This window comes from Hymenobacter sp. H14-R3 (assembly GCF_030063445.1).
In the GTDB taxonomy this organism is placed as follows: Bacteria; Bacteroidota; Bacteroidia; order Cytophagales; family Hymenobacteraceae; genus Hymenobacter.
Genome location: NZ_JASITD010000024.1, coordinates 1 through 12,564, shown reverse-complemented (window position 1 = coordinate 12,564; position 12,564 = coordinate 1). Strand labels below are relative to the sequence as shown.

11 protein-coding genes are annotated in these 12,564 nt (G+C 62.1%); 6 read left to right on the top strand and 5 right to left on the bottom strand.

The features are described 5' to 3' along the window. Positions 1 to 2 precede the first annotated feature (2 nt). The 3 genes from QMK33_RS18360 to tgt all read right to left on the bottom strand — a co-directional run bounded on the left by QMK33_RS18360 (position 3) and on the right by tgt (position 3,404). Entirely contained in the window at positions 3 to 935 is a 933-nt protein-coding gene (locus QMK33_RS18360; RefSeq protein ID WP_283566078.1) for a DMT family transporter, read from the bottom strand. Between the two features lie 40 nt (positions 936 to 975). Beyond that, positions 976 to 2,055, bottom strand: coding sequence for an LptF/LptG family permease (locus tag QMK33_RS18355; RefSeq protein ID WP_283566077.1), 1,080 nt, complete (start codon positions 2,053 to 2,055; stop codon positions 976 to 978). Between the two features lie 218 nt (positions 2,056 to 2,273). After that, positions 2,274 to 3,404, bottom strand: coding sequence for a tRNA guanosine(34) transglycosylase Tgt (gene tgt, locus QMK33_RS18350; RefSeq protein ID WP_283566076.1), 1,131 nt, complete (start codon positions 3,402 to 3,404; stop codon positions 2,274 to 2,276). Between the two features lie 84 nt (positions 3,405 to 3,488). Here tgt and QMK33_RS18345 point away from each other — a divergent pair, with 84 nt between their 5' ends. The 3 genes from QMK33_RS18345 (at position 3,489) to rsmG (ending at position 5,952) form a co-directional block, all read left to right on the top strand. Beyond that, a complete protein-coding gene (locus QMK33_RS18345) occupies positions 3,489 to 4,604 on the top strand; it encodes a glycosyltransferase (RefSeq protein WP_283566075.1) in 1,116 nt (371 codons plus the stop codon). Beyond that, entirely contained in the window at positions 4,595 to 5,218 is a 624-nt protein-coding gene (locus QMK33_RS18340) for an RNA polymerase sigma factor (RefSeq protein WP_283566074.1), read from the top strand. Before QMK33_RS18345 ends, QMK33_RS18340 begins: the two co-directional genes overlap by 10 nt. A gap of 119 nt (positions 5,219 to 5,337) precedes the next feature. Continuing rightward, a complete protein-coding gene (rsmG, locus tag QMK33_RS18335) occupies positions 5,338 to 5,952 on the top strand; it encodes a 16S rRNA (guanine(527)-N(7))-methyltransferase RsmG (protein ID WP_283566073.1) in 615 nt (204 codons plus the stop codon). A 122-nt stretch (positions 5,953 to 6,074) separates the two neighbouring features. Here rsmG and QMK33_RS18330 read toward each other — a convergent pair whose 3' ends face one another. After that, a complete protein-coding gene (locus QMK33_RS18330; protein ID WP_283566072.1) occupies positions 6,075 to 6,872 on the bottom strand; it encodes a mechanosensitive ion channel family protein in 798 nt (265 codons plus the stop codon). Positions 6,873 to 7,164: 292 nt separating this feature from the next. On the opposite strand from QMK33_RS18330, the gene QMK33_RS18325 reads away from it, so the two are divergent. Next, a complete protein-coding gene (locus QMK33_RS18325; protein WP_283566071.1) occupies positions 7,165 to 8,571 on the top strand; it encodes a glycosyltransferase family 39 protein in 1,407 nt (468 codons plus the stop codon). A gap of 27 nt (positions 8,572 to 8,598) precedes the next feature. On the opposite strand, the gene QMK33_RS18320 is transcribed toward QMK33_RS18325, so the two are convergent. Continuing rightward, positions 8,599 to 10,656 carry a peptidylprolyl isomerase gene (locus tag QMK33_RS18320; protein ID WP_283566070.1) on the bottom strand — a complete coding sequence of 686 codons (2,058 nt, stop codon included), beginning with the start codon at positions 10,654 to 10,656 and terminating at the stop codon, positions 8,599 to 8,601. Positions 10,657 to 10,722: 66 nt separating this feature from the next. On the opposite strand from QMK33_RS18320, the gene QMK33_RS18315 reads away from it, so the two are divergent. After that, positions 10,723 to 11,970, top strand: a complete 1,248-nt coding sequence (locus QMK33_RS18315) for an S-adenosylmethionine:tRNA ribosyltransferase-isomerase (RefSeq protein WP_283566069.1) — start codon at positions 10,723 to 10,725, stop codon at positions 11,968 to 11,970. A gap of 121 nt (positions 11,971 to 12,091) precedes the next feature. After that, positions 12,092 to 12,400 carry a hypothetical protein gene (locus QMK33_RS18310; protein WP_283566068.1) on the top strand — a complete coding sequence of 103 codons (309 nt, stop codon included), beginning with the start codon at positions 12,092 to 12,094 and terminating at the stop codon, positions 12,398 to 12,400. Positions 12,401 to 12,564: the final 164 nt, after the last annotated feature.

The window sequence follows — 12,564 nt, the reverse complement described above, 5'->3', positions numbered from 1 at the left end:
TCTCAACGCACCACCTCACCCAGGGCCGCACGCCTTACGTGCCGCTGGTTCCAGCGGTCGAGCACCGGGTGCACCAGGACGCTGGCCAGAATGAGCACCGTGCCCGCGTAGAAGCCGCCCGACATGCGCTCCTGCCCAAAGCCCGGAACGCGCAGCCCGAACATGATTTGCGCCAGCACAATGCCGTATACCGGCTCCAGGTTGATGGTCAGATTCACCACGAAGGCCGAAATGCGCTTCATCAGTTCTACCGAAGTGGAAAACGCGTACACCGTGCACACGCCCGCCAGCAGCAGCAGCCACAGCCAGTCGAGCCCGTGCCAGGCCAGCTGCAAGCCCTGCCCCTGCGTGAAATACCGGCTGTAAATGGGGAAGAACAGCACGATGCTCAGGCAGGCCCCCAGCATCTCGTAAAACGTGAGCCGCGTGGGCGCATGGCGCTTCACCAGCTGCGAGTTGAGCACGCTAAACAGCGCCGATAACCCCGCCGAGGCCACCGCCACCAGCAGGCCGGTGAGCTGCGTCAGCTCGGCCTGCGAAATCAGGTAGAGGCCCAGCATGGCCAGCAAACCCAGGCCCACCTCGTAGGGCCGCACGCGCCGCCACAGCAGCAGCGGCTCCAGCAGGGAGGTCCATAGGGCCAGCGTGGCCAAGCCGGCCAGGCACACACTCACCGAGGAGAGGCGCGCGGCCAGGAAAAACGTAATCCAGTGCGCGGCCACCAGCGCGCCCACGCCCAGCAGCTTGAAGGCTTCGGCGGGAGCCACGCGCCAGCCCGTGCGCCGCGCCAGCAGCAGGCCCGCCAGCCCCGTACTGGCCAGCAGCGTGCGCCAAAACACCAGCTCCACGGGCGGCACCGTGAGCAGCTTGCCCAGGATAGCGGTGAAGCCCCACAACAGGACGATAAAATGCAGCTTGAGGTAGTCTTTTAACATATGCGCTCGCAATGACCTTTATTTTAGTACAATTGCTTCTTTATTTAGGCACCACCCGGTACAAAAACAGCCCGATGGTCGAAAATACGGCCCCCGGTATCCAGGCGGCCACTATGGGCGGCACGCTGCCCACCGAGGCCAGATTGCGCGAGAGCATCACAAAAATGATGAACACGAAGGCCAGTACGAAGCCCAGCGCGATTTGCCCGCCCACGCCAGCGCGGCTCTTGCGGGCGCTCAGCACCACCCCAATGAGGGTCAGAATGATGGTATCGAAGGGGTAGGCGTAGCGCTCGTACTTCACGCTCAAGTACTGGGCCGTGTCGTTGGCCCCGCGCAGTATCTTGTTGTCAATCAGGGCACTCAACTCAGGCGAGGTGAGAGTTTCGGCGAGGCGGTAGGTGCTCGCAAAGTCTTTGGGGTAGAGGTTGAGCGTGGTGTCGCGGGCGGGCTGGCTGACGAGCGTTTCGCCGGTTTGGCCGTGGAAGGTGCGCACCGATTGGGTAGTCATTTTCCAGGCCTGCTTCACCGAGTCCCAGGTGATGGCATCGGCCGTGAGGCGGCGGCGCAGGCTGGTGCTGTCGATGGTTTCGAGGGCAAAGCGGTAGCCGATGTTGTGCGTGGCGTCGTAGCTCTCTAGGTAGGCGTAGGTGCGCGGGCCGATTTTGACGTGAATATTACGGCCCTCGTATTTCCAGGGCTCCTGCACGTGCAGGTTCTCAAACTTCACGATTTCCTTGGTGCCCTTCGGGATAATCCAGCTGATGAGGCCAAACGTGAGCGCCCCGATAATGGCCGCCCCCACCGTGTAGGGCACCAGCAGCCGCTCGAAGCTCATGCCGCTCGACAGCATGGCCACCAGCTCGGTGCGCGCCGCCAGCCGCGACGTCACAAACACCACCGCAATAAAGATGGTAATGGGCGCCAGCAGATTAGCGAAATACGGAAACAGGTACACGTAGTAGTGCGTGAGCACGTGCCAGAACGTGAGGTTATGGTGCAGGAAGTCGTCGTTCTTTTCCGTGTAGTCAATCACGCAAATCACTGACACGAGCATTATCACCGTGAAAAAAAACGCGGTGAGAAACTTGCTGATGATGTATTTATCGAGAATCTTCATGAATCGCAGATTTAGACAGATTGCGCTGATTTCGCTGATTCGAACGGCACTACTTGGCTGGTCATGAGCTTGTTGAGTGCGGATAGAATGATGAGCTAACTACTTATAATATAGTTTATTATGAATAAAAACTCGCAAGCCCGCTTTACATTCAGGCAGACTGCGCAAATAGCGCCGTTCGAATCAGCGAAATCAGCGCAATCCGTCTAAATCTGCGATTACAGGCGGCGCATCAGCTTCTCCACCATCACTGTTTTCCAGGCTGCAAACGTGCCGGCCACGATTTGCTTGCGCGCTTCCTTCACCAGCCACAGATAAAACGTAAGGTTGTGCATAGAAGCAATTTGCGCGCCCAGCATCTCCTTGGCTTGCAGCAGGTGGCGCATGTAGGCCTTGGTATAAAACGTGCTGGCGTAGCCGCCCAATTCCTCGTCGATGGGCGAAAAATCGTCGGCCCACTTCTTATTCGTCACGTTGATAATGCCTTGCGTGGTGAAGAGCATGCCGTTGCGGGCGTTGCGGGTGGGCAGCACGCAGTCGAACATATCGACGCCTAACGCAATGTTTTCCAATATGTTAGCTGGCGTGCCCACGCCCATGAGGTAGCGCGGCTTATCCTTGGGCAGGATGTCGCAGACCAGCTCCGTCATCTCGTACATGAGCTCGGCGGGCTCGCCCACGCTGAGGCCGCCGATGGCGTTGCCAGCGCGGCCCTGCGCGGCAATAAACTCGGCCGACTGCACCCGCAAATCCTTGAAGGTGCTGCCCTGCACGATGGGAAACAGCGACTGCTCGTAGCCGTAGAGCGGCTCCGTGTTGTCGAGGCGCGTGATGCAGCGCTTGAGCCAGCGGTGCGTCATATCCAGCGAGCGGCGGGCGTAGTCGTACTCGCAGGGCCAGGGCGTGCACTCGTCGAAGGCCATGATGATATCGGCCCCGATGCGGCGCTGCGTATCCATCACGCCCTCGGGCGAAAACAGGTGCTGGCTGCCGTCGATGTGCGAGCGGAACGTGACGCCCTCCTCCTTAATCTTGCGGGTGCCGCTGAGCGAAAACACCTGGTAGCCACCACTATCGGTGAGAATGGGGCCGTCCCAGCCGTTGAACTTGTGCAGGCCGCCGGCGGCTTGCAGCACGTCGAGGCCCGGGCGCAGATAGAGGTGGTAGGTGTTGCCGAGGATAATCTGGGCCTGCACCTCGTTTTTCAGTTCGCGCTGGCCCACGCCCTTCACGGTGCCAGCCGTGCCCACGGGCATAAAAATGGGCGTCTCGATGGTACCGTGGGCCGTGGTGAGGCGGCCGGCGCGGGCCTTGGTGCCGGGGTCTTGCGCTTGGAGGTCAAAAGTCATTCCTACAAAATTACCGCCGGCTTACCTTTGTAGGCTAGTACCGTGTTGTTACCCCCGCTCCCCCACTTTCCGCCTGCCCTGCTTTTGCTGCCGCTGCTGCTGGTGCAGGCGTGGTTCTGGCTGCGTTATTTCCGGCCCTTTGTGCGCCGGCCCGCCGAAGCCGCGGCCACCGAGCCCGGCCCCGATGCCGAGCCGGTGTCGCTCATTTTGTGCGCCCACAACGAGCTCGACAACCTGCGCGAGTTGGTGCCGCTGCTGCTGCGCCAAGAGTACCCAGCCGGCTTCGAGCTGGTGCTCATCGACGACCGCAGCCAGGACGATACCTACCTGTTTGCCCAGCAGCTGAGCCAGTATTACCCCGGCCGCTTCCGGCTCGTGACCGTGACGCACACGCCGGCCGGCTTCTCGCCCAAAAAATATGCGCTCACTTTGGGCATAAAAGCGGCCCGCCACCCGCGCCTGCTGTTCACCGACGCCGACTGCCGCCCTGGCAGCCCCGACTGGCTGCGGCTGATGCAGCGCGGCTTTGCCCAGCGCGGCGGGGCCGGCATGGTGCTTGGTTTCTCGGGCTACGCCGAAGCGCCGGGCCTGCTCAACCAGCTCATTCGCTACGAAACGCTGCTCACCGGCGCGCAGTACCTGGGCCTGGCCTGGGCCGGCCGGCCCTACATGGGCGTGGGCCGCAACCTGGCCTACAACAAGGCTACCTTCCACAGTACCAAGGGCTTCGCCAGTCACATCAGGCGCCTTAGTGGCGACGACGACCTGCTGGTGCAGGACGCGGTAGCCGCCGGCGCGCGCGCCGCCGTAGTGGCCGACCCCGAGGCGCAGACCCTGAGCCAGCCCGCCGAAACCTGGGCCGCCTGGTGGCGCCAGAAGCGGCGGCACCTCTCGGCCGGGGGCCGCTACCGGGCCGCCGACCGCCGCCGCCTGGCCCTGTTTATGGGCAGCAACGTGCTGTTTTATTTGGCCACGCCGGTCGTTCTGGCAGTTGGATTGTCCCGGGAAAACTTGGTATCTTTGGGAATAATCTGGTTGGCGCGAACATTGTTGGTGCTGGCAGCTTACGTACCGCTGGCGCGCCGCTTGGGCACCGCGCTGCCCCCGCTGACCCTGCCAGCGCTCGACTTTCTCTACTTTGCCTTTTATTGCGCCTGGGGCCTCTCCTTAGCCCGCCGCCGCCCGCTCCAATGGAAGTAAATCCTGCCGATATCCAGAAGCAATTTTCGACTAAAGCCAAGCACGACTTTAAGCTGATTCGCGCCGCCGTGGACCACGGCGACGAGAAGGCCTACGCCGAGCTGATGCACATCTACAAGAAGCCCGTGTTTCACGTGGTGCTCAAGATGGTGCGCAACCCTGACGATGCCGAGGACCTCACCATCGAGGCCTTCGCCAAGGCGTTTAAGAACCTGCACAAATTCAACCCCGAGTTTGCGTTCAGCACCTGGCTCTTCCGCATTGCCACCAACAATTGCATCGACTTTATTCGCAAGAATAAAATCAAGACCATGAGCATCGACTCGGCCGTGAAAATGGGCGACGGCGACGAGATTCAGCTTGAATTTCGGGACAACGACCTCAACCCGGCCGACACCACGATTAAGAACCAGAAAATCGAAATCATGCGCCACGTCGTGTCGCGTCTGCCCGATAAATACCAGCGCCTCGTGAGCCTGCGCTATTTTGATGAGTTGAGCTACGAGGAAATCGCCACCGAGCTCAAAGCCCCCCTCGGCACCGTGAAAGCCCAGCTGCACCGCGCCCGTGAGCTGCTCTACGACATGGTGAAGGACAAGAAAGAGTTTATTTAACTGACTCGCACCCAGCTGTCATCCTGAGCTTGCGAAGGACCTTAATCCCGCCCGAACAAATCGTTCGCTGGGCATAAGGTCCTTCGCAAGCTCAGGATGACAGTTTTTATTTATAGCGTATGCAACTGCTTACCAAGTACTTCCCCCACCTCACCGAGCCCCAGCTGGCGCAGTTTGCGCGCTTCGAAACCGAATTTAAGGCTTGGAACGCGCAGATAAACCTGGTGGCCCGCACCGACGCCGACAACCTCGTGGAGCGCCACATTCTGCACTCGCTGGCGCTGGCCAAGGTGATTGATTTCCCGGCCGGTAGCGCGGTGCTTGACGTAGGCACCGGCGGCGGCCTGCCTGGCCTGCCGCTGGCCATCCTGTTCCCGGAGGTGAGGTTTCACCTCGTCGATAGCATTGGCAAAAAGATTCGGGCCGTGCAGTTTATGGCCGCCGACCTGGGCCTGCACAACGTAACGGCCGAGCAAATCCGGGCCGAGGACGTGCGCGAGAAGTTTGACTTCATAGTGAGCCGCGCCGTGGCCCGCCTCGCCACCTTCCACCCCTGGATAATGCACAGCTACAAAAAACACCCCGCGCCGGGCGCGGGCCTTTACTACCTCAAAGGCGGCGACCTCACCGAAGAAATCGCCGAAAGCGGCCTCGTAGCGCGGGTACTAAATGTGAGTGATTTTTTCGAGGAAGAGTTTTTCGAGACGAAAAAGGTAGTGGTAGTGCCCGTGTAGGGCTGAGCCAAGGATAAAAAGAACGCCGGGCAGACTGAAGAAAAGCCACTCGCTCGCGCCGCTGGGATATCAACCCAACGATGCGAACGAGTGGCTTTTCTTCAGTCTGCCCGGCGTTCTTTTTATCCTTGGAGTGGTTCCGCAAAAAACTGCTGCAAGCTCTCAATCATGGCTTTACGCAGGGCATCCTCTTTGCCAGGCGTGGTGTGCGTTTGGAAAGACAGCGTCATGTTGGCGCCCGGCGTGAGGGTGGTGATGCTGACCTGCGGCGGCGGCGTGGGCAGCACATCGGGCAGCGACTGGAGCAGTGGAATTACCTGCGCACGCAGGTAATCGAGGTTGGTGGTACTGGGCAGGTCGAGGGGTACTTCTACCAGGGCGCGCATGGGGTGCGCCCGGTTGGTAATAACGCCGTTGGAGGTAGCGCCGTTGGGCAGAATAACGAGGTCGCCCTGCGAGTTGAGCAGCAACGTATTAAAAATCTGGATGGCCTGCACGGTACCGCTTTTGCCCTGGCTCTCAATAACATCGCCCACGGTAAAGGGCTTAAAAACCAGGATGAGCACGCCACCCGCAAAGTTGGCCAGCGTACCCTGCAAGGCCAGGCCCACGGCCAGGCCCGCCGCCCCCAGAATGGCCACAAACGAGGTGGTTTCGAAGCCCACCATGCCCGCCGCCGAAATAAGCAGCAGCACCTTGAGCGCAATGCTGAACATACTGCTCAGAAACGAGCGCAGCGACACATCGAAGTGCGACACCGCCGCCGATACCAGCCGGCTGGCCCAGCCAATAACCCACCAGCCCACCACCAGCAGCAGCAGCGCCGAAAACAGCCGGGGCAGGTAGAGCACCACCAGGCTCATCAGGCGCTCGGTATAAATACTTAATTGTGAGGCAGAAAGAGCTTCGGGCAAAGGCATAAGGCAACTAGGATAAGTTTGGGCAAGTCAGTATTTACGACAGATAGAGGTTTTAGGGTGGGCAGCAAGAGGCTACGGCTACTCACCACGCCTCAAAGCTGAGCACCAATCTCAATAATAATTTATTATTTATTAATATACATTTGAAATCTTCATTCACTACTTCTATCCTTATCTTGCGGGCATGAATTGGAGTAGCATTTTACAGGCGCAGCGGCTTCCGCGCTGGTTTTGGCCGGTATTGATAGGGTTAAATTTTTTATTGCATGCCCCCTTCTTCCAGTTGCCGCCTATGAGCCTGCACGTGTGGCGGCAGTGCAACACAATGGCCGTGGCACGCAATTTCTACGAGGAGAGCATGAATATTTTGGCGCCGCGCGTAGACCGGCGCAACGCTACGAACGGCGTAACGGGCATGCAGTTTCCTTCCTATGAGTACCTGGTGGCCATTGGTTATAAAGCAGTTGGCTTTCACGAAGCCCTGCCGCGCCTAGTCAATTGGGTGATTTATATGCTGGGAGTGGTGGCCTTTTACCACTTAGCCAAGCAAGTGAGCGGTAGCGTGTGGCTGGGCGCGGTGGGCGCGTGGGGCCTTGCCTGGAGCCCCGAAGTATACTACCACGGCGTAAATGCCCTACCCGATATTCTGGCACTCACGGCCTCCATAGCGGGCCTGCTGTGGTTTGGGCGCTGGCGCGAAAACCGGCGCGTTAGTACCCTGGTAATCAGCTTATTATTCGTTACGCTGGCTGGCCTTACTAAGCTGCAATTTTTGGTGATTGGCTTCCCAATTGCCGTTTTTGTGCTGCGCGATTTGCTCCAGCGGCGTTACTCGGGGCTGCAAGTGGCGCAGCTGGTTGGCTACGCCGCAACATCGGTAGGCGTTACGCTGGCTTGGTATGCGTATGCGCTCCGACTCATTGCCAGCTCGGGCCTGGCCGACTTTGGCCTCGAAATCCGGCCGGCGACAGACTTAGCCACTGGCTGGTTTATTCTCAAGCGCAACCTGATATCCGACCTGCCCGAAGTGATTTTGGGTTATGGCTCGCTGGTGCTGTTCGTGGTGGGGCTGTGGCGGCTGGCGCGCCGGGCACCGGTGCAGCACCCGTGGTTTGGGCCGGGGCTGGCTTGGGGCGCGGGGCTGCTGGCGTACTACTTTATCGAGCTAAACCAAATGCGCAATCACGCCTATTACCTGCTACCGCTGCTGCCCGTGCTGCTGCTGCTGGCCGTGTGGGGCGGCGCGTGGCTGCGTCGGTTTCCGCGGGCCCGCCCCCTGCTGCTGGTTGCGCTGCTGATTCAGCCTTTATGGGCCGTGGCGCGCATCGACTGGGGGCGGTGGCTCAACCACGGTCCCGATGTGGCCCCAGAATTGTTCGCCCCCGCCACCCGGGCGGCCCTGGAGGCGGCCACGCCCCCCGGCGCGCTCTGCGTAGTAGGGCCCGACGATTCGGGCTGCATCAGCTTCTATTTTTTACACAAGAAAGGCTTTGGCTTCGACGAGCCGGGGCAGATGGCGGCCAGCACCTACAGCGGCAAAACCTACCTGGCTGATTGCGTGGCCGGTGGTGCCCGCTACCTCTACACCACTGATACCCTGGGCCTGCGCGACCCGAAACTGCTGCCCAACCTGGCCCACGAGGTGAAGCGCGTGGGTGGGTTTCGCGTTTGGGCCTTACGGGATGTCCCAGCGCAATAATAAGGTAACCTGCACTATTATAAGTACTTACTTACTGAGTGTGGCCGTCAGAATTTTATCCCCGATTTCGAGTTGCTGCACTACGCTCATGCCCTGCACTACCTGGGCAAAAATGGTGTAGCGGCCGTCGAGGTGCGGGGTGGGCTGGTGGGTGAAAAAGAACTGGCAGCTCTCGGTATCCTTGCCGGCCGAGGCCAGGCCCACTGCCCCCGCGCCATAGTTGAGCTGCGCCAACTCGGAGCGCAAGTTGTAGGGCGTGCTGCCCGAGCCGTCGCCGCGCGGGTCGCCGCCCTGGGCCACGAAGTCGGGCACCACACGGTGGAAGTAAAGCCCGTCGTAGAAGTGGCTTTTGACTAAGCGCACGAAGCTGGCTACTGAGCCGGGGGCTTCTACTATTTTTAACTCCAGTATAATCAAGCCTTTACTGGTAGTCATGCGCACGCGCTGGCCCACCGCAATGGTTTGCACCAGCGCCCAGTCGATGGGGTGCTGGCTAGCGGTGCCCAAGGGGGCCGGCGTGGGGGTGGGCTTCTTTTCCAGCTTATCTAATGCCTGCTGCAAGCCCAGCCATGCCTCCATTTCGCGGGGCAGCGTGAGCTTGCTTTGGGCCTGGCGCAGGGCGGCGAGGTCTTCGGGCTGGGGCGCGGGCACCAGGGCAGGGTTGGCAAAGGCCTCGGCGGCGGTGGCCAGCTGGGCCACGTCGGCGCTGGCCAGCGCCCGGCGCAGGGCAGCCGTAAAATCGGCCTGCTGGGCGGCGGGGAAGCTCTTATTACCCCGCAGGCTCACCAGCGCGGCCAGCGCCGTGCCGGGCACAATGGCCGGGCCGGTAGTGAGGGCTGCTTCCTTGGCCAGGAAATCCAGCTGCGCCGGGTCTTCGCTGAGGGCGGTGAGCAGGCCAGCCTTTTCATACTGATTTTCAGTAGCTTGGTAGCGCTGCCGAATGGTATCGGCCAGCGCGGGGCGCTGGCGGGCGGGGGCGTGGCGCAGGGCAGCTTGCAGCAGCGTGGCGCGGGTGCGCCAGTGTGTGGCCACCCGCGCCGAATACCGGATGCCCTCCACGTACCGCCCCCAGTCCAGCACGTTATCGGCGGTAGAGGTGTCGTGGGCGGTTTTCAGAAACCACTCGGCCGCGGTGAGCGACTCTTGCGGCAGCCGGGCCCCCAGCATCCGGCCGGCGCCGCGCACCCGCAGGCTATCAGCAGGCCGCATTTTAAGCAGCCGAATTACCTCATTGGGCTTGCTGCCTGGCCGTTGCGTGGCCGATACTACGGTTAGCAAATTGGTGGGCAGCGCCCGCACCGCCGCAATGCGCACCCGGTAGTCGGCATCTTGGCTGGCTGCTTTTAGCAGGGCCGCCAGGGCCTGGGGCCGCGCCACCCGGCCCAGGGCCGTGGCACAATTCTCCCGCACAAAATAACTAGGGTCGCTCGCCAGCACTTGCAGCAGCACCGGCAGCGCCACTCGCGCCAGCGTCGAGTCCTGGCCCCGCATGCGCGTGAGGGCGGCCGACGCGCCGGCCCGCGCCGGGGCCAGCCCTGCGCCCGGCTGCGCCAGCCGCGCCACTGCGTGGCGCACCACTTCGGGCGTGGCCAGGCCGCGCAGGCTGGCCCGGTACAACGCCCAGGCCTGCCCGGACGCGGCCGCCGAGTCGGGCAGCCTGATACTCCACAACGTATTGACTGACTGCTTCGTAACGCAGCGGCCCAGCGCTTCGTAGATGGTGCGGCGGGCGGCGGCGCTGGCTTCGGGCTGGGCCAGGCGCTGGGCCAGGGCAGGCACGGCGAGGCTGTCGCCGGTTTGGCCCAGGGCGTAGGCCGCGGCGCGGCGCACGGCGGTGCGGGTATCGTGCAGCAGCGGCAGCAGGGCGGGCACGGCTTTTTTATCCTGCACCGAGGCCAGGGCCTCGGCGGCGGCGGCGCGGTAGGTGGCGTTTTTATGGGTGAGGAAGGGCAGCAGGGCAGTCGTGTGGCGCTCGTCTTGGGCGGTAGCAATGCGGCGGCGCATGGCGTCGGCGTAGAGGTGGGCGGGCGGCGCGGCGGCCGCCAGCAGCGGCAGCGCAACAAAAAGCAGGGAGAGCAGACGCATGGGGCACGGGGTTGAGGCCGCAAGTAACGCGGCCGGGCCGACCTTTGCCCCTTCAAGCTGCCTCCCATGCCCACTCCTACCGACCCGCACCAGCTGCGCATTCAGGATTTTCACTACGAGCTGCCCGCCGCCCGCATCGCGCCCGAGCCCCTGGCCGACCGCGCCGCCAGCCGCCTGCTGGTGAGCCGCCACGGTGCCCTCACCGACAAAACGTTTCGCGACCTGCCCGGCGAGCTGCCACCCGGCAGCCTGCTCATTTTCAACGATACCCGCGTAGTGCGCGCCCGCCTGCTCACGCAGCGGCCCACGGGCGGCGTGGTCGAGCTATTTTGCCTGGAGCCCGTGGCCCCGCACCGCTCCCTGGAGCTGGCCTTGCAGCAAACTGCCGCCTGCACCTGGCGCTGCCTGGTAGGCAACGGCCGCCGCTGGAAAAGCGGCTCCGTGCAGCTGGAGTTTCAGTTTGCCGGCCAGCCCGCCACCCTCACCGCCATACGCCAGGCCCACGAAACCAGCGGCGAAAGCCTGATTGACTTCAGCTGGACGCCCAGCTCGCTACCCTTTGCCGAGGTGCTGCGCGCGGCCGGCCACCTGCCCCTGCCGCCCTACCTGCACCGCCCCGACACTGCCACCGACGCCATGCGCTACCAAACCGTGTACGCCGCCCACGAGGGCGCGGTGGCCGCCCCCACCGCCGGCCTGCACTTCACCCCCGAGCTGCTGGCCGAGTTGGCCGCGCGCGGCATCGCCACCGGCCAGGTTACGCTGCACGTGGGGGCCGGCACCTTCCAGCCCGTAAAGGCTGACACAATGGCCGAGCACCCCATGCACGCCGAGCCTATCATTGTGCAAGCCAGCTTATTGCGACAACTACTGGCGCACCGGCCGCAGCCGGTTATCGCCGTAGGCACCACCAGCCTGCGCACCCTCGAAAGTCTTTACTGGTTGGGCGCGGCCTTGGCCCGCCAGCCGGCCACCTCAGCCGCCGAGCTGCGCGTGAGCCAGTGGCAACCCTACGCCGAGCTGCTGCCCGGCGAAGCCGAGATTACGCCCGAAATTGCCCTCCAAGCCCTGCTGGCGCACCTGGAAGCCACGGGCTCGGCCGCCATTGAGGCCAGCACGCAGCTGCTCATTGCGCCCGGCTACCGCTTCCGGCTGGTGCAGGGGCTGATTACCAATTTTCACCAGCCCGAAAGCACCCTACTCCTATTAGTGTCGGCGCTGCTGGGCCCCAGCTGGCGCGCCGTGTATGACCACGCCTTGGGCCACGGCTACCGTTTTCTGAGCTACGGCGACTCCTCGCTGCTTTTGCCTTAGCCGGCCGGCCGGCGGCCTTTTTATTTTGGCACGCGCTTTGAAAAGGTTAGCCCCGTCGGGTACGGCAACTCAGGTTGGGCTGCCGCGTACAAGACCTTGAAAAATATTTTCCTCCTTAGCCATGAAAAAAGTAATTCTGCTGCTCGCCGCTTGTGCTTTCACCACTGTTTCGTTTGCTCAGACTACCCCCACCACCGAAGTGAAGGTGCGTGATAACGGTACGAAAAAAGTAGTGACCAAAACTGGTAAGACCAACGTGGGCCAAGCCCTTGAAAATACGACCGACGCAGCTGGCAACCTTGCCAGCGATGCCGGCCACGCCGTTAAGAGCGGTGCCAAGAAGGCTGCCCGTGCCACAAAGCGTACTAGCCTCAAAGCCAGCCGCAAGCTGAAGAAAAGCACCAACAAAATGGAAGCCAAAACCGAGTAGGTTTAGCTTGCATACGGCTACAAAAGCCCTGGCTTCGGCCTTGTCCTTACCCAAAACTCAGAAAAGCGTTGGCCTCCCGGCCAGCGCTTTTTTTGGGTGCTGGCAGTAGCTTTCGGGTATGAGTATTTCGACGCAGTTTGGCCAGGCGCACGTGTGGGCGCAGA